Source organism: Mesorhizobium bavaricum, assembly GCF_056781655.1.
Genome location: NZ_CM165566.1, coordinates 4,684,467 through 4,705,789 on the forward strand (window position 1 = coordinate 4,684,467; position 21,323 = coordinate 4,705,789).

The window sequence follows — 21,323 nt, forward strand, 5'->3', positions numbered from 1 at the left end:
AGCGCTTCGCTGACACCCGCAGACCACGCCCAGTGGGACCCGTTGCAAAGAGAGGCCACGATCCCGTAGTTTCGTGGCGGTGCACAGGCAGACCGGCATGGCCACGACCTCTCAATACGATCCGCGACAGAACCTTGATTTGCGCTTGCGTCAGGCCGGCGCGAGCAAAACCGTCTACGCCCTCGTCAGCCCGGAGATCGAAACAGTGAAGGCCGAGTTGTTCGGCAATAGCGGGGGAAATGGCCCCGATCCGATCCGCGTCGCCTATCTCGATCAGTTTCGCCATGCCTGGACTGGAAAGCAGAACGCGCTGCACAGACAGTTCTTCGACGCGTGGCTCGGCTGGGCGAGGCCGATGGTACCTCTGAACGCGGCTGACTTTCCATTCACCTATCCGACCGCCGGTGCAAGCGAGCCGCTTTTTCACCTGATTTCCGACTACGGCAATCGCGCACGGGTCGAACGGTTTGCACCTCGGCTTGTGATCTTTCGGGGCGAGTATGAAGGCTACAAGGCTTACGCGGAAGCCTGCGGCGTTCCGGTGACGGAACATGAGCGCCACGCTTGGAGCGATGTCGCCGACACCCTTGATCCCCAGGACCTGCTCTGTCTCAGCCAACCCTCGGCCATAGACGGCATGGTGTGGCCGGAGGCCAATGCCTTTCTGCGCAGGCTGAGCGTGCGCGCGAACCCGCCCCAAATTGTCCTCGATCTGACATATGTCGGCGCAACCGCCGAACCGCCGGCAGAGACGATCCTCGCCGACGCGCCTTGCGTGATCGCCGTGGTGATCAGCCTGTCCAAGCCGTTCGGCGCCTACTACGACCGCATAGGCGGGGTGTTCTGCCGATCGGAGAATCTCGGCCTTTTTGGCAATCAATGGTTCAAGAATCTGACGTCGCTGCAATTGGGGATCCGGCTCATGGAGCGGTTCGACGTGTTCGCCATGGCGCGCCGCTACGCCAGTATTCAACAGAGCGTAGCCGAACATGCCGGCCAGGCTCTCGGCCTAACCTTGATGCCGGCGGACGTCTTCATTCTTGCCCAGGCGTCGCCAGGCGCGGACGCCGATCCGGAACTGGTCTCCTATCTCACGCGCGCGCCCGGCGCGATCGATGCCCGGCCACGCGTGTGCCTGACGCCAGGCATGGCGGAGCGGATCGGCATGGCGAGCCCGAATTCGGGGCCGTTTTCATGAAACATTTGATCCCGCTTGTGACGAGCGACGATGTCCACGCTCACTGCTTGGTGCACTGGAAAACAGAAGCATTCCGATCCTCGCATCGAGAAGGCGGCTATATTCACAGCATCGTCAATCAGTACGCCCGCCTGCCGCGCTTCAGCTGCGAGACCACCAACGACCGCCTGGAGCGCGCGCACTTCTGCACCTGGTGGGGGCTGACGATGCGCCGGGATGATTATGCGGCTGCGGCCATCGAGGATCTCTACCTCCTGCACGAAATTTGGCACGCCGCGCACATGCCCTTCATTCCGGGTATCGGATTCGAGGCTTTCCACGGCAAGATGGAGCGCAACGAACTCGAAGCGAGCGTGGCTTCCGAACTGCTGGTCTATTTCAAAATGGATGGGCTGAGAGAAAGCGCGTTTCCTCATCCCATTTACGCAGACCGATTTCTGAACGATCCGGCCATGCGGCTCCTGTGGCGCGAAAATGAAGTCGTCGCCACCAACACATTGCTCGAAGCGCGTCGGAATGTCATGTATTCCAAACCCGAAGGCGACATGGACCTGAGCGAGCGCTGGATTCGCAAATTCACCATGCAAAACCGGCAATGGTCGATCGTCTGGGCCGATCGCTACCTCGATATCGAGGATCATATGTATCGCTTCCAGCAGATGGCTCTCGGCGGCGACAGGATGGGAGCCGCCGACTTTCACGCCGACTGGATCGAAGCCGAGGCCGCCACGGATACGGTGGATCACGTTCCTTTCCGCGACCAGGCGCTGCTGTTCGCCACCATCTATTGGGCCAATCGCGCAAAGTATGATGCCGCGCTCGCGGTGCAGCGAGCGAGCCAGCACGCACGGCGCCCCGAATAGCCGCGATCCGACTGCTGGAGGAGAACACGGCGGGCGCCTGAAAGCGGACCGCCCATGCCGACAAACCTCCCCGGAATGGCGATAGCCATCCCAAGGCCGTGCATGCCGGCCAAAAGTGGCCCCGGTTTTGGGCCAACGGATTGCGCAAAGAACCATCACATCCGCATTGCGATGTTCAGGCGCTCGATCATGGTCAGGGCGTGCTGCTTCTTGTCGAGATTGTAGGTGTCGGTCTCGGATATGGCGTCCAGCGCCTCATGCCAGGTGTCCGACAGCGTTTTGGCCCGGGCGAGATCGCCGGCCAGGGCAGCCTGGCTTGCCGCGTCCGATAAAAGGTCGAGCGCCCGGCGGTTGAAGATGTCGAACTGGATCGCCTGGTCGCGACCGGCGACAGCCTCGGCAAGGCGAAACGCGCCGCCGACATCGCCCTTTCTTGCACCCACCAGGGCATCGAGCGTCGAGGCGATTTCCAGCCCGCCATACTGCGTCAGCAGGATCGCGCTGCGCGCGCTGCCCCCTGCCCGCTCGGCCAGTGCCGCCCGTGCCGCCGGGTCGTCCGGCGGTGGCGGTTCGGCCGTTTCCAGCACCGCCATCAGCTCGTCGGCGTCGAGCGGTGTCAGCCGCACCACCTGGCAGCGTGACCGGATCGTCGGCAGCAGGCTGCCCGGCGCATGGACGATCAGGATGAACAGCGTTCGTGCCGGTGGCTCCTCGAGATTCTTCAGCAAGGCATTGGCGGCATTGGCGTTCATGTCGTCGGCCGGATCGACGATGACGACCCGGTAGCTGCCGTCATGCGAGGTCAGCGACAGGAAGCGGCTGACCTTGCGGATTTCATCGACGGTGACGACGGTCTTGAAGCTCTTGGTCTTGTCGTTGAGCGGGCGGGTCAGATGCAGCACCGAAGGATGCGCGCCAGTGGCGATCTGGCGAAACAGCGACGAGGCCGGATCAGGAATGGCAAGACTTTCCGGCGCTTGCGCGAAGTCCGGGTGCTTCAAGAGATGATGCGCAAGATGGAAGGCGAGCGTCGCCTTGCCGATGCCGACCGGCCCCGAGAAGATCAGCGCATGCGGCAGCTTTCCCGCACGGTAGGCGGCGGTGAGCATCCCCGCGACCTGCCTGTGTCCGACCAGACGGGCTGTTTCGGATGGCTCGGGCACGCCGTCCAGCGTGTCGTGCTGCTCGGGGGCGATGCGCTCGAAGATCATGCCGGCGTTGCCTGCCTGTTGCGCGAAGGCGTTCTTTCCTCCAGCGCCGCGAACACCGCGGCGGTGACGACATTCTCGACCGTGTCGGGATCGGCGGCTGCGTCGACGACGATACAGCGTTCCGGCTCGGCCGCGGCGATCGCCAGAAACGCCTCTCGGCGGGCCTGATGGATAGCCAGCGTCTCCTTCTCGAAGCGATCGGCGGTTGCTTCGGCGCCGCGCCGCAGCGTTGCGCGCCTGAGGCCTTCCGCCGGATCGATGTCGAAGATCAGCGTCATGTCGGGCATCATGCCGTTGATGGCGACCTGCTCCAGCGTATCCATGAAGGCCGGGTCGATACCGCCGGTGACGCCCTGGTAGACGCGTGAGGAATCCAGGAAGCGGTCGCAAAGCACGATGGTGCCACGTTCGACCGCCGGCCGGATGACCTGCTCGACATGGTCGGAACGCGCGGCGGCGAACAGCAGCGCCTCCATCTTCGGCCCGAACGGTTCGGCGGCGCCGGAAAGCAGCACATGCCTGACCGCTTCGGCGCCCGGCGAGCCGCCTGGTTCACGGGTGAGCAGGACATCATATCGCTTGGCGCGCATCTTCCTGGCCAGCCGCTCGATCTGCGTCGACTTGCCTGCTCCTTCGCCGCCTTCGAAGGTGATGAAAAATCCGCGCGCCAATCGAAAAGCCTTTGCCATGCTTGCGGGTGTTATTGCGCTCTAGATAGTCCGCGTTGGGGGAAACGTCTATGCCGACGGCGCTAGCGCAGCCAGCCGATCGCCAGTTCCTTGACGGCGTCGAGCGCGCGTTGGGGCAATGTGCCAACGCCGATCGACTCGGCGGCGAAAAGCGGCGTCTCCTGGCTCAGCGTGTCGCCGATCCAGACGCGCAGCGCCCCCACCGGCTGTCCTTCCTCCACAGGTGCTGCAACTGGGCCGTTGTAGACGATCTTGGCCGTCAGCTTGTCGCGGTTGGTGATCGGCAGGAATATCTCGATCGGGCCCTTGGCCTTCAGCGTCACGCCGGATTTGGCGCCGCCAAAGACCTGGGCTTCGCCGACCACCTCGTCCTTGGCGAAGATTTCGGTCTTCTCGAAAGAGCGAACACCCCAGTCGAGCAGCTTTCGCGCCTCTTCAGCACGTTCCTTGTCGCTGGCCAGCCCGCTCATCGCCGCGATCACTCGCGTGCCATTGTGACTGACCGAACCGACGATGCCGAAGCCTGACGCCTCGCTCGCGCCGACCGCCAGGCCATCGGCGCCGATGTCCATCGCCAGAAGCGGATTGCGGTTCCGCTGCGAAATCTTGTTCCAGGTAAAATCCTTCTGGCCATAGTAGCGATAGAAATCCGGATAATCGCGCCACAGATGCACGGACAGCAGCGCCAGCTCGCGCACGGTCGTCTGCTGGCCGTCGGCCGGCAGGCCCGTCGAATTGACGAAGGTCGATGTCTTGAGGCCGATCTGGCGGGCGCGTTCGGTCATCTGCGCGGCAAAATTGTCCTCCGATCCGGCCATGCCCTCGGCGATGACGATGCAGCCGTCATTGGCCGCCTGCACCGTTACGCCCTGAATGAGGTCCTCGAGTCGGATCGACGATTTGAGCTTGGCGAACATCGTCGATGTTCCCGAAGGCGCACCACCTTTGCGCCAGGCGTTTTCGCTGACCACGAAGGTATCGTCGAGCTTCAGGCGTCCGGACTTTATGGCGTTGAAAACCACTTCCATTGTCATCAGCTTGGCCATCGAAGCCGGCGGTATCGGCTTGTCGGCATCTTTCGAAAACAGCACCGTCCCGGTCTCGGCGTCGATCATGAAGACCTGCGTGGCCTTGGTCTCGAAAAGCTGCGCGCTGGCTGGAGCCAGGGAAAGCAAGAGCAGGCAAAAAACCAGAAGCCCGGCGAAAGGCTGGAGCAAGCGCAGTTGCATGATGTTCGACCCGTTGGCCGGAACGTCCGGCAAGCCCGCAAAAAGTATCGGGCTTTTTCCGCGGCGGATCAACCGCGCTGCGCAAATACGAACTGGCTTCCGCTCAGTTGCGCACGGCCAGTGCGTCCGGCGCGCCATGCGACCAGGCCGCCTGCAGCAAGTCATCCAGATTGCGGTGGCCATCGGGGTAAAGATTGACCGAATACCAATCCTCGCCATCGAGTTCTGAACGCTGGATCTCGATCTTGCCGAATGCGGCAAGCTGAGCGGCAATGCGCCTGGCCTCCGCCGCATCCTCGAACGAACCCGCCGCTACGTAGTCGGAACCGGCCGATGGCGACTGCCGCTTCCACGATTGAAGCACGTCGGCCGGTGACATGCCGTCGCCGCCGAGCGCTGCGAAGGCGTTGGAGGCGCGTTCTACCCGCTCGTCCGCATAGGACAGCGAGGCCACGGCAAACGGCGATTGCGGCGGCAGGTTGATCTCCGGGCGTTCCGGCACGATCGGGCCGAAATCCGGCAACACCAGATCGCCATAGGCAGGCGACTGCGCAGACATGACCGGCCGAACCATCCCTGAATCGGTCGATTGGCCTGAATCGGTCAGCTGGCCAGGAAACGGTACGGCGGCGGCACCGACAGGCAGGCTCGGCGACGGCCCGTTCATGGCGACCATGACGCCGGTCGGCAGTCCATCCGACGGATCGGGCGCCCTGTTGCCGGGATGGTAGGAAGCCATCAGATACTGGTCGTCATCGCCGTCGAGCGGAGCGCGGCCGACATATTCGACCTTCACTTGCGCAGTGCCGATGTTGGCGTAGTCAAGCATCTGGGCAGCGCGCTCCACACATCGATGATGCGGCCTTCGTGATAGGGGCCGCGATCGTTGACGCGAACAATGACCGAGCTGCCGGTCTTGAGATTGGTGACGCGGGCATAGCTTGGCAGGGGCATGGTCGGATGCGCCGCCGTCAGATGCGTCATGTCGTAGACTTCACCATTGGCGGTCAGCCGGCCGTGGAAGGCGTCGCCATACCAGGAGGCCAGACCGACCTTGGCGTAGTGCTTGTCTTCCTTGGGGTAATACCACCTGCCCCGGACCTGGTAGGGCTTGCCGAGCTGGTCCCGGCCGCCGCCACGCTGCAGACGCCCGCCCCGGAAGGCCACGCGCGGGCTTGCCTTCACGCCATATTCGGATTCGGAGAAATATTCCTTGGAGCGGGTCTTTTTGTAGACCATCGCTTTCGGTTCAGGCTGCGACGCGCAAGCCGCCAGCAAGGCAGCCGAGACCGCCAACAACGCGACGGTAGCAGCGCGACGAAGACGCGGGCGCGTCATAGCCTGCATTTTTCTGATGTCCCCTACAGTCTCAGCCAAGACGCCGCTTGAGCATCAGAGGAGCCAACACACTCTCTCGATCAACCAACGACGCCTTGAACCCCGATCCTTTGTGCGCAGGAATTGTTTATCACGGTATTAACCGATTGTGGCCGGAACCGGGCAAGATTGTGGCGGGGCTCCTGGCTGAGCATCCTGAAAAGTCACGATTTTTTTCGTCGTGCTGCGTGAAAGTCATGTCGTCCCCTGCCGCAGGGCTCCTCCCCCGCTCCTACTGGGACATGCCTGCCGGTTGACAGGTCTTTGCCGATCACACTAGAGCAGTGGACCGCGACTGCCGGAGGAATGGCCGAGCGGTTTAAGGCACCGGTCTTGAAAACCGGCGTGGGTGCAAGCTCACCGTGGGTTCGAATCCCACTTCCTCCGCCAGATTTATGGCCTAATAGGCTGATTTTGTAAGGTATTTGTCAGCGCCGTTTGCCTCCTTCCCAATGCGTTTCCCAAGGAAAAGGCAACCGAAGGAGATAGGGAAATGACCTACCTCGCCAAATGCCTGCCTGCTTGCCGCAGCGGCCCTACGCACGCGCGTCGTGCGTCTTCACCTTGCACGCCGACTGCTGCGCGCCGCGAACGCCCTGGGCGCCGCTGGTGGCCGCGTTATTGATCAGCTGCAGAGGGAGATCGGGCAATGAACGCTCACACGCCCACTCTACAGGCCCAAGGGAATGGACCCTCGCGAATGGCGCCAGTCAGTCCAGAAGCGCCTGAACGATCACCTCGACCGCGCCATGAGCCTGATAACGGCGCTGGATCTCATGGAAGCCGATTGCGATCTAGAAGACGGCGCCGACGCCGAGCCATCGATAGGTGAAGACGACCGGGAGCAGGACAACAGCGACCACGAGGACGGCGGCGACGACGAGCCAATGATGGGCGCCATTGAACTGCGCACCGGCTCGCAAGAGGATTGGGCGGGCGATCGCCCAAGGCTCCCAGGCCATGACGAATGCGAGGCCGAAAACGACCATGGCGGCGACATCAACGACGAGGCGCAAGGCGGTCAGCTTGGCGAAACATGGGAGGACAGCGAGCCATCGCTTGGCTGGACGAACCATATTGACCAGCGATTGAGCATGAAGGTCGCATCTGTGTGGTTCGAAGACGGCGAGCAAGACGCAGGGGAGATGGCAGAGCAGCCCGACCACTACTGAAATCGAAAACGGTTTTCATTTTGGCCCGCTGCCTCACGGTGGCGGGCTTTTCATTTGGCTGTGGGGACTAGGCGGGATTAGCGGGCAAAATGCCGTCGCTTTCGAGTGTCGGCAGATGTGGTAAGGTTGATTGTCGGCGAGTAGCAGAGGTCCAGCAACAATGACTTTGAGACGAACCAGAGCTTACGGCACATCCGGCTTGGTTCTAGCGGTTTGCATTGTATTTGCTTGGCAGAACGCCACTGCCGCTCCAAATTGCGACGCAGCCGCGACGCCTGGCGTCAATTGGCAGGACTGTGACAAAAAGCTTCTCATCCTAGAAGGACAGGACCTGAGCGGGGCGAACCTGATCGGTGTTGATTTCACTTCGACCGACCTCAGGAACAGCAATCTCCTTGCGGCAAATTTTGAGAAGGCAACGCTTGTGCGTGCTTCCCTGGCCAACTCGACCGCCAAAGGCGCCCGGTTCGACAAAATCGAGGCCTACAGGACCGACTTCAGCCATTTGGACGCGCAGGGCGCTGTGTTTACGAGCGCGGAAGTGCAGCGCTCGAATTTCCAGGACGCCAATCTGACCAATGTTGATTTCACAAAGGCGGAATTGGGGCGAGCGCAGTTCCATCACGCCGATATCAGCGGCAGCCGCTTTTCGTTTGCCAATCTCGCGCGGGCGGACTTCCGAGGCGCGACGTTCACCGCGCCGATAGACTTTGACCGCGCTTTTTTCTTTCTGACCCGTATCGAGGGCCTCGATCTTTCCAATTCGGCGGGTCTATCCCAGTGGCAGATCAACATGGCTTGCGGAGACGCCCGGACCGAGTTGCCTTCTGGCTTGACGAGGCCTGAAGATTGGCCCTGTAGCGAGCCATAGGCTCGGCGCCGTGTCGCTGCCGGGGCTGAAATCGTCAAGCGCGCCCTTGCGGGGGCGAAGCTTTGGCGAAACTCGATTGAAGGACGACGAGATCTGGATGCGAAGACATTGACGGGATCACAGGTCAGGCGCAACTTGAACGCACCGACCGAGCACGGGAGGAAGAAATGAGCCGGGTCAAGGACGTTTGCGATCGAGCACGATCGCTATGGCTGCGGGTGGTGCGATCGACCCACCCTGTCGACGATGTCGAGGACGAGTTGTATCGGCTGATCGACGGCAAAACCAATGTCATCGCCGGCACCAACTTCCAGGCGTCCCGCTTCGACATCGAGACCCATCTATCGCGATGGGAGAGCTACAAGCCGCCGAACCGTAACTGAAAACTATTCCGGTTCGGAGGGAAATTGCCATCGGTATGGCATTGGCCGGTTTGATCACCGCCTCTTCACCTTCGGCGTGATCTCCTCGACCCGCACCTACTTGCGCGATCACACCATAGGCTAACGCGATCCCGCAGTTCACAATACACTACAAGCGGTTGATTCCCTTGGGATGTAGCCGCTCCCATCAGGAGGTCCGTCGCGTGGGGGCACGCGGCGGACTGCTGGTGGCCGGCGGCGCTGGCGTGAGGTTGCGGAAGAAATCGGGTTTGAAGGCGTGTCATCCACCGTCTTGAACGCGCCGCTCGGCGCTCGATCAGATTACTGTCGCGCATATTAGCAACCCCTTGACTGCCAGCCGCGCCGCGCCAGAATCTATCCATGGCGCGGGAAATCAATATCGGTGACAGGGTGGCAATCTTCGCCACTGTGGGCAAACGCATCGACGATCGCGTGACCCTGCACATCCTTACGGCCAACAATCCCTATTCGATCGTCGATCCAAAGGCGAAGCCAGGCGACAGGATGAGATTCGAGGGCGATGTCGTCTTTGTCGACGAGGGTCTGGGCCGTGTCACCGTGCAGGTGCTCGGGCGTGTCACGGTCGAAGCCACTACGGTCGAGTTGGTGAGGAAGTTCCGACGGCCGAAGGGTACAGAGCCGCTGCTCGACAAGCACTTATAGAGGCCGCGAACTGGGAGCAAATGGCAAAGACATTGAATATGTTCGTCAACCGATGGGAGGACTTCGATGATCAACAGTATGCGTGGTTTGATCCCTGGCCTGACTGCCCTCGTGGTCACCTCGTCATTTGCGCAAGCAGCAGGCGACAGCATCGCCGGCGGGAAAGTAATGGCGAAATGCCAATCGTGCCACGGCAAGGATGGCCTCGGCAGAGCTATGCCCGTCGGCGGCGAAGCGCCCAATATCGCCGGTCAGAAGTACGACTATCTCGTCCACTCGCTGATGGCCTACAAGGCCGGAGAGCGCAAGAGTTCAATGATGTCGCTCGTCGTCAAGAAGCTGAGCGATGAAGACATCGCCAATGTTGCGGCTTACTATGCCGCGATCAAGATTACCGTCGAAGCTCCGCGGTGACAAGTATAACCAAGGCCAGCGATGTGGAATCAGGGCGGCGGACTTCGGTATACGCCCAAGGGGATGGCCGGTGCGGGCGCCTCCCACCCAAGCATCTCTGCACCGGCCACTGCGACAGCGGGAAAGGCCCCGCTCGGACAAGTTTATATTATATTAGAGGTCACGCAATTGAGGCTGAAGTCCCTTGGTTGGCGGCCCTAAAGGCCCGCATAACTCGCCAGTCGGGCGCAATCAAGCATCTGTCGGACACTTCCTCCGCCAGAAAAATCGAAGAAAAAGCAACAAGATCAATAGCTACCAACAAGAACATGCGCCGGCGAGGTCGGCCAGCTGCCCTTGTCGAGGATGCCCGCGACCAGTCAGCCATGTCAGCTTCGGTTCACGCGTTGGCGGCAAGGCTTTTTGCGCAGGCCCGCTCCGAGCCGACTGGTGTTCGGCAATATTTTGCCTAACATAATACTCGGACAATACTGAATGGGGAAAGGCCATGGCCAATCAGAGTGCTATCGAGCAGGCAGTCCTGGAGCTGGTCAATCGCGCGCGGCTCGACCCTGCTGCGGAGGCCGCACGATATGGCATCAGCCTCAATGAGGGGGTCCCGGCCGACGAGACCATCTCCACGGCCATGAAGCAGCCGCTGGCGATGAACGATACGCTGCTCAGTGTGGCGCGGGCTCATAGCCAGGACATGATCGACAACGACTACTTCGCGCATGACGATCTGGGCGGCCACGATCCATTCGAACGGATGACGGCCGCTGGCTACAGCTTCGATCGGGCCGGCGAAAACATCGCGTTTCGATCTACTTCCGGCGTTCTCACACCGGCGATGACGCTGCAGCTCCATCAAGATCTGTTTGTCGATGCGGGCATCCCTGACCGTGGCCACCGGGTCAATTTGATGAATCCGGACTTTCAGGAGGTTGGTGTCGGTCAGGCCCAAGGCCTCTATGAGGGCTTGAACGCGACGATGCTGACCGAAGATTTTGGCCGGCCAGGCGCCAACCGCCAGTTTCTCACCGGTGTCGCCTTCAACGACACCGTGACTGCCGACCAGTTCTATTCGATCGGCGAAGGGCGCGCCGGCATAACGGTCTCCGTTGGCGGCGGACCGAGCACGGCCGGCGGCAGCGCCGGCGGCTATTCCGAAGAGGTGACAGCCGGTCTCAAAACCATCACGTTTTCTGGTGGCGATCAGGTGACGCCGGTGGTTCTCACCGCCACGATCGCTGCCGGCTTCAACGCCAAGATCGACTTGATGGGCCAATCGACCATCCGCACGTCGGTATCGGTGACAGCGGTGAACGGCATTTCGACCATTGTCGGACTTGGCACGAATGCCTTGACGCTGACCGGCACCGACGGCACCCAGGCCATACATGGTTCCTCGGGAGGCGACCTCCTGGACGGCAAGGCTGGCGCCGACACGATGAGCGGCGGCATCGGCAATGATACCTATTATGTCGACAATGCCGGCGACCATGTCATCGAGGCCATTGGCCAGGGCACCGACAATGTGCAGGCCTATGTCAGCTTCAACATGGGCGGTCAGGAGGTGGAGAACCTGGCGCTGCGCACCTCCGCTTCCATCAACGGTACCGGAAATGCTCTTGCCAACATCATCAACGGCAACAGTGGCAACAACATCATCGACGGCATGGGCGGTGCGGACACCATGAGCGGCGCTCAGGGCAACGACACCTATTATGTCGACAATGCCGGCGACCATGTCATCGAGACCATCGGCCAGGGCACCGACAATGTGCAGGCCTATGTCAGCTTCAATCTTTCCGGTCAGGAACTCGAAAACCTGCAGCTGCGCAGCGCAGGGAACATCAACGGCACCGGCAACTCCATTGCCAACATCATCAACGGCAATTCCGGCAACAACATCATCGACGGGCTCGGCGGCGCCGACACGATGAGCGGAGCACAGGGCAACGACACCTATTATGTCGACAATGCCGGCGACCATGTCGTGGAGACCATCGGCCAGGGCACCGACAATGTGCAGGCCTATGTCAGCTTCAATCTTTCCGGTCAGGAACTCGAAAACCTGCAGCTGCGCAGCGCAGCTTCGATCAACGGCACCGGCAATTCCATCGCCAACATCATCAACGGCAATTCCGGCAACAACATCATCGACGGCCTTGGCGGCGCCGACACGATGAGCGGCGCTCAGGGCAACGACACCTATTATGTCGACAATGCCGGTGACCATGTCGTTGAGACCATCGGCCAAGGCATCGACACTGTGCAGGCCTATGTCAGCTTCAACCTTTCCGGTCAGGATCTGGAGAACCTGCAACTGCGGACCCCCGCCTCCATCAACGGCACCGGCAACGCTCTTGCCAACATCATCAACGGCAATTCCGGCAACAACATCATCGACGGAATGGGCGGCGCCGATACGATGAGCGGCGCTCAGGGCAACGACACCTATTATGTCGACAACGCCGGCGACCATATCGTTGAGACCATCAGCCAGGGCACCGACAATGTGCAGGCCTATGTCAGCTTCAACCTCTCCGGCCAGGAACTCGAAAACCTGCAGCTGCGCACTTCGGCGTCCATCAACGGCACCGGCAATTCGATTGCCAACATCATCGGCGGCAATTCCGGCAACAACGTCATCAATGGGCTCGGCGGCAACGACACGCTGTCCGGCGCGCAGGGTCAGGACAGCTTCGTCTTCACCACCGCCGTCGACGCCTCGACCAATGTCGATACCATCACCGACTTCTCGGTGGTCGACGACACCATCCAGGTCGACAATTTGATCTTTGCCGCGCTTGGCGGCAACGGCACGCTGACGGCCGATCAGTTTGTCGCCAACGCGTCGGGCACCGCTGCCAATGCCAGCCAGCACATCATCTACGAGACCGACACCGGTTGGCTCACCTACGACAGCAACGGCAACGCCGCGGGCGGCTCCACCCATTTCGCCACGCTGGCCGCCAACCTGGCGGTGACCAACGCCGATTTCGTCGTGGTGTGAGGGAAGCCTCATCCAACAATGAGAAGCAGGAAACCACCCGGCTTCCTCAATGGCTCAGAATTTGTGATGCGCAAGAATTGCGACTGGATCGTTCAGATTCTCGCAAGGGCAACGGACTACCCGGCTCGTACGCAACAAGAAACCACCGTCAAAGCGCGGCGGTACATACGTGAATTAAGCAGAATTTCAGCCTGTCAGTAAGAACCGCGTTGAACGCATGCACGACATACAGTACCAATTTAGCGGGCTTTGGGCATAGGATTTCGAAAACAGATGCTCAGCAGTTGACCGTCAGCATTCGGCTGCGCGGAAAACGATTGTATATTTCGGAATGCGACTTTGGCCGATCATGATGGCGGCAGGCATGGATGGTCGCTACTGTCACCAAGCCGAGAAATTTTGGACGGTCGCCGGGTCAAGACCAGGCCGGTCCACGGAAAGGCGCTATCGTCGTGGCATTCGTCGGACCTCAACAAGCACGACCCTGTCCCCGCGGATCCGCAGCGCCGGCAGCGAAACATCAGGAAGTTCTTCGGGGGGCACTCGAAGTGGCAGAACGTCTGTGCGGCTAGGGCAAGGCGAACGACAGCGAATAAGGCAGTCGGACAGGCGCAGGTTCTGAACCTCGCGGCCATTATGGATAATTAAGCGGTACGGCCGCTGGAAGGGCAAACGGGGAAGGCAATGCCAAACGTCACCGAAACAACGGATGCGGCAGCGTCCACCGCCACGAGCTACACCCTGGCAGTGGGCCAGACGGCGACCGGCCATCTGTCTTCCGGCGGCGACCATGATTGGTACCGGGTCCATCTGGTGGCGGGCCAGACCTATACATTTGCGCAAGTCGGCGAGGGCGCGCTCGGCGACAATGTCGGTGATACCTATTTGTCTCTCATGAACGCGGCCGGAACATTGATCGCGGCCGACGATGACAGCGGCCCAGGTTACTATTCGACGGTTACCTACACGGCGACGGCCACGGGCGACTACTTCATCAATGCCGGCTCATCATTCGATTGGTATGCGGGGCAGTATGGCGTTTCCGTGGTGAGCGGAACCCGGGCTAGCTATGACGAATTGATGGGCGCCGGCGCGATCCTGACGCCCGAAAGCAGTTGGAGCACGACGCCCGGGCAACCGGCGACCGTGACATGGGCTGTGCGTACGACGGACGTCAATTGCACGGACTCGCAAGGGTTTGCTGCCCCCTTCAGCCAGTTGACTGCCGCGGAAGTCGCTGCCGTCAAGTCTGTGCTTGCCATGTATTCGTCTGTCTGCGGCCTGACTTTCACGCAAGTCAATCCCGGCGGCACCAGCAACAACGCGACGATGCTGTTTGGAAACTACACATCGGAGGAGGATCCTGCAGGAGCCTACGCAATCTATCCGGGAACGACGGCGCCGGGCGACATTTCCGGGGACGTGTATTTGAACACCGACGCCATCCACACGGAAAGTCTGCCGATCGGCTCTTACGATTATCAGACGATCCTGCACGAAACAGGCCACGCGATCGGCCTGTCACATCCCGGCGATTACAACACCACGCCTGGACAGACTCTCAGCTACGGCCAAGACGCCCAGTTCATCCAGGACAGCAACCAATACACCGTTATGAGCTATTTTGACGAAACCAACACCGGGGCATCGGCCTATGGGACATCGGACTTAAATGACTACCCTGACACACTGATGTTGTATGACATTCTGGCGGTTCAGCAGCTCTACGGCGCCAATATGACGACGCGCACGGGCAACACCGTCTACGGTTTTGGTTCCAATGCAGGAGACGTGTACAACTTCGCCATAAACACCTCGCCTGCGATCTGCATTTGGGATGCCGGTGGTGTCGATACACTGGATGCGTCCGGCTTCAGCCAAGCCCAGCTCATCAGTTTGGCGGCAGGCAGTTTCTCCAATATCGGCGGCCTCCGCGGCAATGTTTCAATTGCCTTTGGGGCGACAATCGAGAATGCCAACGGCGGTTTCGGCACCGACACGCTGATAGGCAATTCCGGCAACAACGTCCTGGATGGCCGTGCCAGCGCCGACACGATGCGGGGCGGCCTGGGCAACGACACCTATTATGTCGACCATGCCGGCGACCATATCGTTGAGATCATCGGCCAGGGCATCGACAACGTGCAGGCCTATGTCAGCTTCAACCTTTCCGGCCAGGAGCTGGAGAAGCTGCAGCTGCGCGGTGCAACGAACATCAACGGCACCGGCAACTCCATCGCCAACATCATCAATGGCAATTCCGGCAACAACATCATCGACGGCCTCGGCGGCGCCGACACCATGAGCGGTGCTCAGGGCAACGACACCTACTATGTCGACAATGCTGGCGATCACGCGGTTGAGACCAGCGGCCAGGGTACCGACAATGTGCAGGCCTATGTCAGCTTCAACCTTTCCGGTCAGGATCTGGAGAACCTGCAACTGCGCAGCGCCGCATCCATCAATGGCACCGGCAATGCTCTTGCCAACATCATCAACGGCAACAGTGGCAACAACATCATCGACGGCCTTGGCGGCGCCGACACCATGAGCGGCGCTCAAGGCAACGACACCTACTATGTCGACAATGCCGGCGACCATGTCGTCGAGGCCATCGGCCAGGGCACCGACAATGTGCAGGCCTATGTCAGCTTCAATCTTTCCGGCCAGGAGCTGGAGAACCTGCAGCTGCGCACCTCGGCCTCCATCAACGGCACCGGCAACTCCATCGCCAACATCATCAACGGCAATTCCGGCAACAACATCATCGACGGAATGGGCGGCGCCGATACGATGAGCGGCGCACAGGGCAACGACACCTATTATGTCGACAATGCCGGCGACCATGTCGTTGAGACCATCGGCCAGGGCACCGACAATGTGCAGGCCTATGTCAGCTTCAATCTCTCCAGCCAGGAGCTGGAGAACCTGCAGCTGCGCAGCGCAGCTTCGATCAACGGCACCGGCAATTCCATCGCCAACGTCATCGGCGGCAATTCCGGCAACAACATCATCAATGGGCTCGGCGGCAACGACACGCTGTCCGGCGCGCAGGGTCAGGACAGCTTCGTCTTCACAACGGCGCTCAATGCCTCGACCAATGTCGACCACATCACCGACTTCTCGGTGGCCGACGACACCATATGCGTCGACAATTTGATCTTTGCAGCGCTTGGCGGCAACGGCACGCTGACGGCCGATCAGTTTGTCGCCAACGCGTCGGGCACCGCTGCCAATATCAGCCAGCACATCATCTATGAGACCGACACCGGCTGGCTCTATTATGACAGCAACGGTAGTTCAGCAGGCGGCTCGACCGTTTTTGCCACGCTGGCCGCCAACCTGGCGGTGACCAGCGCCGATTTCGTCGTGGTGTAAAGAGGTCTGCCGGTTCGTCCGAAGCGGAGGTGGCCACCGCCGCCAAAGTCCATCGCAACGAATCCGTCCCTACCCTCGCCGGCCAACTGCAAGTAAAAACGGTCAGTTGTACTGGTTCAGGAAACCTCGTAAGTTATACGGTGGGGTATTAATCTTGGCTGGGAGAACGTCATGGCTGTGGTCAGCGGTGGTACGGTTTTTGGGCTGAATTTCGATACGCTGCAGGTGGGAGCACTGCTCGACTACGACTTCGAGGACCCGCAGCCTCAATATGCAAGGTTTTTTGACGACGCGTCGAATTACACACTCTTTCAGGGCTCTGGATTCACTTATAGCGCCGGCGTCCCTACCGGTGGAACGATCACATCCGTCCTGTATGTCGTGGCTGGCGGCACGGTGTTGCAGATCACGGGCCTGAACGTAGCAGCCACCGACGTTGTGAGCTTCGTCCTGACCAATGACACGATGGGCCTGCTCAATCTTGCGCTGAGTGGCAATGACACGCTGAACGGAACGCCTCTGCACGACGTGCTCTATGGATTCGGCGGCGCCGACACCTTGAATGGCGGCGCAGGCGCCGACACCATGCAGGGTGGCATCGGCAATGACACCTACTGGGTCGACAATGTCGGCGACCACGTCATTGAGGTGAATGGCCAGGGCACGGATAATGTGCAGAGCTATGTCAGCTTCAACATGAGCGGCCAGGAGATCGAAAATCTGGCGCTGCGCGGCGCGGTCTCGATCAACGGCACCGGCAATTCCATTGCCAATGTCATCAACGGCAACAGTGGCAACAACATCATCGACGGAATGGGCGGCGCCGACACGATGAGCGGCGCTCAAGGCAATGACACCTACTATGTCGACAATGCCGGCGACCATGTCATTGAGACCATCGGCCAGGGCACCGACAATGTGCAGGCCTATGTCAGCTTCAACCTCTCCGGCCAGGAGCTGGAGAACCTGCAATTGCGCGGCGCCGCATCCATCAACGGCACCGGCAATTCGATTGCCAACATTATCAACGGCAACAGTGGCAACAACATCATCAACGGCCTTGGCGGCGCCGACACGATGAGCGGCGCTCAGGGCAACGACACCTATTATGTCGACAATGCGGGCGATCACGTGGTCGATGTGATTGGTCAAGGCACCGACAATGTGCAGGCCTATGTCAGCTTCAATCTCTCCGGCCAGGAGCTGGAAAACCTGCAGCTGCGCAGCGCAGGAAACATCAACGGCACCGGCAATTCCATCGCCAACGTCATCGGCGGCAATTCCGGCAACAACATCATCAATGGGCTCGGCGGCAACGACACGCTGTCCGGCGCTCAGGGTCAGGACAGCTTCGTCTTCACCTCAGCGCTCAATGCATCGACCAATGTCGACCACATCACCGACTTCTCGGTGGTCGACGACACCATCCAGGTCGACAATTTGATCTTTGCAGCGCTTGGCGGCAACGGCACGCTGACGGCCGACCAGTTCATCAAGAACACCACGGGTCTTGCCGGCGACGGCAACGATCACATCATTTACGAGACCGACACCGGCTGGCTCTATTATGACAGCAACGGCAATGCGGCGGGCGGCTCGACCCATTTCGCCACTCTCGCCGCAAACCTGGCGCTGACGAATGCCGATTTCGTCGTAGTCTGAACTTTAAGCGGGGGCACGTGGCAATTCAGATACAGAACCGTGGCGGCTCCCGTGCCGCCCCAACGGGCCTGTCCGCGCCCAGCCGGGCGCTGAGGTCGTGCGCCGCGGCGCTGGTTTGCGTTGCCCTGTTCTCAGGAATGATCAATCTGCTTGGCCTGACCGGCTCGCTCTACATGCTTCAGGTCTATGACCGCGTCCTGCCTTCGCATAGCATTCCAACCCTGACAGTGCTCTCGATCGCCATGGCGGGTCTTTATATCGCCTATGGTTTGCTTGATCTCCTGCGGCTCAGGCTCCTTGCACGGATCGGCAGGCGTTTCGATACAAGCCTGCAACCCGCTGTCTTTGCTCTCTCTGTCTCGCTCCCTCTCAGGTCCGGCCAGGAAGGCACACGGCTTCAGCCGATCGGCGATCTCGACCAGATACGCAGCTTCATCTCGGGATCGGGGCCGACAGCATTCTTCGATTTACCCTGGCTGCCCTTCTATCTGGTCGGCATCTTCTTCCTCCACCCGCTGCTTGGAGCGCTTGCGACAGGCGGCGCGATCGTGAGCGTGCTGCTGACGCTGGTTGCCGAAGGGCTAAGCCGGGGACCCGCCAAACGAGCGATGGAATCGTCCATTTCCCGCAGGCAGCTTTCCGACGCCGGGCGCCGGAATGCGGAGGTGGTCCGCGCGCTTGGCATGGGACCTCGTATCAGCCGTCTCTGGCAAGACCGGAGCGAAGCGTATCTTGCCAATCAGTTGCGCATTACCGACGTCGTCGGCGCCACCGGGACCGTGTCCCGTACGTGGCGGATGATTCTGCAATCGCTGATGCTCGGACTTGGCGCTTACCTGGTGATCGAAGGCGAGGCGTCGCCTGGCGTCATGATTGCGACGTCGATCATGCTTGCCAGGGCACTGTCGCCCGTCGATCTCGTCATTGCCAATTGGCGGCCATGGGTTTCTGCCAGACAGAGCTATGGCCGGCTCACGCAGATGCTGCGCAATGCCGATGCACAAGAAGCGCCTCTGACGCTTCCGCGACCGCGGGAGACGCTGTCGGTCGAGGCCATTTCGGTCGGTGCTCCCGGCCAGCAAAAACCGATCATCCAGAATGTGGCGTTCTCCTTGCAGGCGGGAGCCGGGCTGGGCGTCATCGGAGCAAGCGCGTCAGGCAAGTCCACGCTGGCGCGCGCGCTCGTCGGCGCATGGACCCCGCTTCGCGGCACTGTGCGTCTCGATGCGGCCGCACTTGATCAATTTGATGAAGAAGCACTTGGACGCGACATCGGATACCTGCCGCAGGACATCGAGTTGTTCGAGGGTACAGTTGCCGAGAACATCAACCGTTTCAACGCCAATGCGAGCGCGGATGCCGTCGTTGCGGCGGCAGAAGCTGCCGGGGTCAAACAGATGATCCTGCGGCTGAGCGACGGTTTCCAGACGCGTATCGGCGAAGGCGGCTCCGCGCTATCCGGAGGCCAGCGTCAGATGGTCGGTCTGGCGAGGGCATTGTATGGCGATCCGTTCCTCGTCGTACTGGACGAACCGAATTCCAATCTGGACGGCGAAGGCGACATCGCCTTGGGCACCGCCATAAGGGGCGTGCGCGATCGAGGTGGCATCATCGTCGTCATCGCGCATCGGCCCGCAGCTTTGGCGAATATCGATAACGTGCTGGTCATGGCCGGCGGAACGGTACAGGCGATGGGACCACGGGACGAAGTGCTGGCGAAGATGACGCGCCCGGCCAATGTGCGGCCTGAACAGAACCCGGGCGGCGAGCGTGTACCAACGGTCGTGACCTTGCATGACAGGCGGCCCTGATGACCCAGGCGGCAACGCACGCAGCAACCCTGCCCGCATTGCAACGCCCGTCGATGCGCGATGACGGAGTTCGATCGACCATTGGAACCGGCCTTGTCGTTGTCGCGGCACTTGTTGGCGGCATCGGCATCTGGGCCGGGACCACATCCCTTGCCGGTGCGGTCATCGCCAACGGAACGGTGGTGGTGGAATCGAATGTGAAGAAGGTGCAGGAGCAGACTGGCGGAACCGTCAGCGAAATCCTTGTGCGAAATGGCGACAAGGTTACGGCCGGCCAGATCCTGGTTCGCTTCGACGATACGGTGGCGCGCGCAAATCTCGGCATCGTCGGCCAACAGCTGGACCGCGCGCGGCTGCAAATGACCCGCCTGGAGGCAGAGACCATTGGCCGCGACGAGATGATCATCCCGGACGATCTATCCGCCCGGGCCAGCGATCCCGCAATGGCGATCCTCATCGCGGGTGAAAACGCGCTGCATCAAAGCAACATGACGCTTCTGGAAAGCCAGAAGGCGCAGCTTGGAACCCGCAACGATCAATATCGCGAACAGATCGAAGGCCTCAAAGCCCAGCGCGCCGCAGCCCTGGAAGCTCTTGACCTAGCGACCAACGATCTCACCATTATCCAGGATCTCTACGCCAAGAGGTTCGCATCGTTGGACCGCCTGACCGCTTTGAAGACGCAGACGATCCAGCAAAAGGGCGAGGCTGGAAGGCTCCTGGCTGCGATCGCCGAAGTAGAAGGGCGCATCAGCGAGAACGCGCTGGCCAGGATCCAGCTCGACAACGACTTTCGCAAAAGCGCCAATGCCGACCTGCGCGAGGCCGAAGGCAAGGAGGCCGAACTGGTGGAGCGCAAGCAGGTGGCCATAGACCAGCTGGGCCATATGACGATAAAGGCCCCGCAATCAGGCGTGGTGCAGGAACTTGCGATCCACACGGTTGGCGGCGTTGTCGCATCTGGCGAGACCATGATGCTGATCGTGCCGCAGACGGACGATCTGGTGATCGATGCCCAGGTTCCGCCCTTGCGCATCGACGATGTCAGCCTTGGCCAGGCGGTCGTCATCCGCTTCTCGGCCTTCGACCGCAACACCACGCCGGAGTGTCATGGAACGGTGGATCGGATCTCCCCCGATCTGGTCAAGGACGCAGCCAACAAGACTGCCTATTACGAGGCCCGCATCAACATTACAGACGAGGCGACCTGCCTGAAAACGGCAACCCGGCTCATTCCGGGCATGCCTGCCGAATTGCATATCCAGACCGGTGACCGCACTGTCTGGTCTTATCTGATGAAACCCATCACCGATCAGCTCTCCCGGGCCTTCAGGGAATAATTGCCCCAAGATCGTTAGGCGCAGATTACCTCCAGTTCGGACC

General features: G+C 60.7%; 15 protein-coding genes, 1 tRNA gene and 1 pseudogene. 13 read left to right on the top strand and 4 right to left on the bottom strand.

Annotated features, from left to right (window positions below; all coding sequences use genetic code 11):
• Positions 1–73: 73 nt before the first annotated feature.
• Together AC1RZR_RS23020 and AC1RZR_RS23025 are read left to right on the top strand one after the other, a co-directional pair.
• A complete protein-coding gene (locus AC1RZR_RS23020) occupies positions 74–1,198 on the top strand; it encodes an aminotransferase class I/II-fold pyridoxal phosphate-dependent enzyme (RefSeq protein ID WP_481826082.1) in 1,125 nt (374 codons plus the stop codon).
• Positions 1,195–2,061 carry a hypothetical protein gene (locus tag AC1RZR_RS23025; RefSeq protein WP_477276655.1) on the top strand — a complete coding sequence of 289 codons (867 nt, stop codon included), beginning with the start codon at positions 1,195–1,197 and terminating at the stop codon, positions 2,059–2,061. Before AC1RZR_RS23020 ends, AC1RZR_RS23025 begins: the two co-directional genes overlap by 4 nt.
• A 155-nt stretch (positions 2,062–2,216) precedes the next feature.
• Here AC1RZR_RS23025 and AC1RZR_RS23030 read toward each other — a convergent pair whose 3' ends face one another.
• The 4 genes and pseudogenes from AC1RZR_RS23030 to AC1RZR_RS23045 form a co-directional block, all read right to left on the bottom strand.
• Positions 2,217–3,272, bottom strand: a complete 1,056-nt coding sequence (locus AC1RZR_RS23030) for a DNA polymerase III subunit delta' (protein WP_477276657.1) — start codon at positions 3,270–3,272, stop codon at positions 2,217–2,219.
• Complete coding sequence (gene tmk, locus AC1RZR_RS23035) at positions 3,269–3,943, bottom strand: dTMP kinase (protein ID WP_477276659.1); 675 nt, start codon at positions 3,941–3,943, stop codon at positions 3,269–3,271. Before tmk ends, AC1RZR_RS23030 begins: the two co-directional genes overlap by 4 nt.
• A gap of 80 nt (positions 3,944–4,023) precedes the next feature.
• Positions 4,024–5,190, bottom strand: coding sequence for a D-alanyl-D-alanine carboxypeptidase family protein (locus AC1RZR_RS23040; protein ID WP_481826083.1), 1,167 nt, complete (start codon positions 5,188–5,190; stop codon positions 4,024–4,026).
• Positions 5,191–5,293: 103 nt separating this feature from the next.
• Positions 5,294–6,537, bottom strand: a pseudogene (locus tag AC1RZR_RS23045) (septal ring lytic transglycosylase RlpA family protein).
• 330 nt (positions 6,538–6,867) lie between these two features.
• On the opposite strand from AC1RZR_RS23045, the gene AC1RZR_RS23050 reads away from it, so the two are divergent.
• The 11 genes from AC1RZR_RS23050 to AC1RZR_RS23100 all read left to right on the top strand — a co-directional run bounded on the left by AC1RZR_RS23050 (position 6,868) and on the right by AC1RZR_RS23100 (position 21,280).
• Positions 6,868–6,957, top strand: a tRNA-Ser gene (locus AC1RZR_RS23050).
• Between the two features lie 296 nt (positions 6,958–7,253).
• Positions 7,254–7,739 carry a hypothetical protein gene (locus AC1RZR_RS23055; RefSeq protein ID WP_481826084.1) on the top strand — a complete coding sequence of 162 codons (486 nt, stop codon included), beginning with the start codon at positions 7,254–7,256 and terminating at the stop codon, positions 7,737–7,739.
• A 160-nt stretch (positions 7,740–7,899) separates the two neighbouring features.
• Complete coding sequence (locus AC1RZR_RS23060) at positions 7,900–8,610, top strand: pentapeptide repeat-containing protein (protein ID WP_481826085.1); 711 nt, start codon at positions 7,900–7,902, stop codon at positions 8,608–8,610.
• Positions 8,611–8,777: 167 nt separating this feature from the next.
• A complete protein-coding gene (locus tag AC1RZR_RS23065; protein ID WP_477276708.1) occupies positions 8,778–8,993 on the top strand; it encodes a hypothetical protein in 216 nt (71 codons plus the stop codon).
• Positions 8,994–9,374: 381 nt separating this feature from the next.
• Positions 9,375–9,677 (top strand): hypothetical protein, encoded by a 303-nt coding sequence (locus tag AC1RZR_RS23070; RefSeq protein ID WP_481826086.1) that lies wholly within the window; start codon positions 9,375–9,377, stop codon positions 9,675–9,677.
• A gap of 66 nt (positions 9,678–9,743) precedes the next feature.
• Positions 9,744–10,091, top strand: coding sequence for a c-type cytochrome (locus AC1RZR_RS23075; protein ID WP_481826087.1), 348 nt, complete (start codon positions 9,744–9,746; stop codon positions 10,089–10,091).
• Between the two features lie 487 nt (positions 10,092–10,578).
• Positions 10,579–13,089, top strand: coding sequence for a CAP domain-containing protein (locus AC1RZR_RS23080; RefSeq protein WP_481826088.1), 2,511 nt, complete (start codon positions 10,579–10,581; stop codon positions 13,087–13,089).
• 684 nt (positions 13,090–13,773) lie between these two features.
• A complete protein-coding gene (locus AC1RZR_RS23085) occupies positions 13,774–16,467 on the top strand; it encodes a M10 family metallopeptidase C-terminal domain-containing protein (protein WP_481826089.1) in 2,694 nt (897 codons plus the stop codon).
• Positions 16,468–16,638: 171 nt separating this feature from the next.
• The gene (locus AC1RZR_RS23090) at positions 16,639–18,129 is read left to right on the top strand and encodes a calcium-binding protein (protein ID WP_481826090.1); all 1,491 of its coding nucleotides are present in this window, start codon (positions 16,639–16,641) and stop codon (positions 18,127–18,129) included.
• Between the two features lie 17 nt (positions 18,130–18,146).
• Positions 18,147–19,940: a type I secretion system permease/ATPase gene (locus tag AC1RZR_RS23095; protein ID WP_481826091.1), complete on the top strand. Its 1,794-nt coding sequence runs from the start codon at positions 18,147–18,149 to the stop codon at positions 19,938–19,940.
• On the top strand, positions 19,940–21,280 hold the full coding sequence (locus tag AC1RZR_RS23100) for an HlyD family type I secretion periplasmic adaptor subunit (RefSeq protein WP_477276722.1): 1,341 nt from the start codon (positions 19,940–19,942) through the stop codon (positions 21,278–21,280). Before AC1RZR_RS23095 ends, AC1RZR_RS23100 begins: the two co-directional genes overlap by 1 nt.
• Positions 21,281–21,323: the final 43 nt, after the last annotated feature.

Excerpts from the sequence above, each read along its gene's own strand:
- AC1RZR_RS23025 (WP_477276655.1), top strand. The coding sequence starts at position 1,195 with ATGAAACATTTGATCCCGCTTGTGACGAGCGACGATGTCCACGCTCAC.
- AC1RZR_RS23030 (WP_477276657.1), bottom strand. The coding sequence starts at position 3,272 with ATGATCTTCGAGCGCATCGCCCCCGAGCAGCACGACACGCTGGACGGC.
- AC1RZR_RS23040 (WP_481826083.1), bottom strand. The coding sequence starts at position 5,190 with ATGCAACTGCGCTTGCTCCAGCCTTTCGCCGGGCTTCTGGTTTTTTGC.
- AC1RZR_RS23055 (WP_481826084.1), top strand. The coding sequence starts at position 7,254 with ATGGACCCTCGCGAATGGCGCCAGTCAGTCCAGAAGCGCCTGAACGAT.
- AC1RZR_RS23060 (WP_481826085.1), top strand. The coding sequence starts at position 7,900 with ATGACTTTGAGACGAACCAGAGCTTACGGCACATCCGGCTTGGTTCTA.
- AC1RZR_RS23065 (WP_477276708.1), top strand. The coding sequence starts at position 8,778 with ATGAGCCGGGTCAAGGACGTTTGCGATCGAGCACGATCGCTATGGCTG.
- AC1RZR_RS23070 (WP_481826086.1), top strand. The coding sequence starts at position 9,375 with ATGGCGCGGGAAATCAATATCGGTGACAGGGTGGCAATCTTCGCCACT.
- AC1RZR_RS23075 (WP_481826087.1), top strand. The coding sequence starts at position 9,744 with ATGATCAACAGTATGCGTGGTTTGATCCCTGGCCTGACTGCCCTCGTG.
- AC1RZR_RS23080 (WP_481826088.1), top strand. The coding sequence starts at position 10,579 with ATGGCCAATCAGAGTGCTATCGAGCAGGCAGTCCTGGAGCTGGTCAAT.
- AC1RZR_RS23085 (WP_481826089.1), top strand. The coding sequence starts at position 13,774 with ATGCCAAACGTCACCGAAACAACGGATGCGGCAGCGTCCACCGCCACG.
- AC1RZR_RS23090 (WP_481826090.1), top strand. The coding sequence starts at position 16,639 with ATGGCTGTGGTCAGCGGTGGTACGGTTTTTGGGCTGAATTTCGATACG.
- AC1RZR_RS23100 (WP_477276722.1), top strand. The coding sequence starts at position 19,940 with ATGACCCAGGCGGCAACGCACGCAGCAACCCTGCCCGCATTGCAACGC.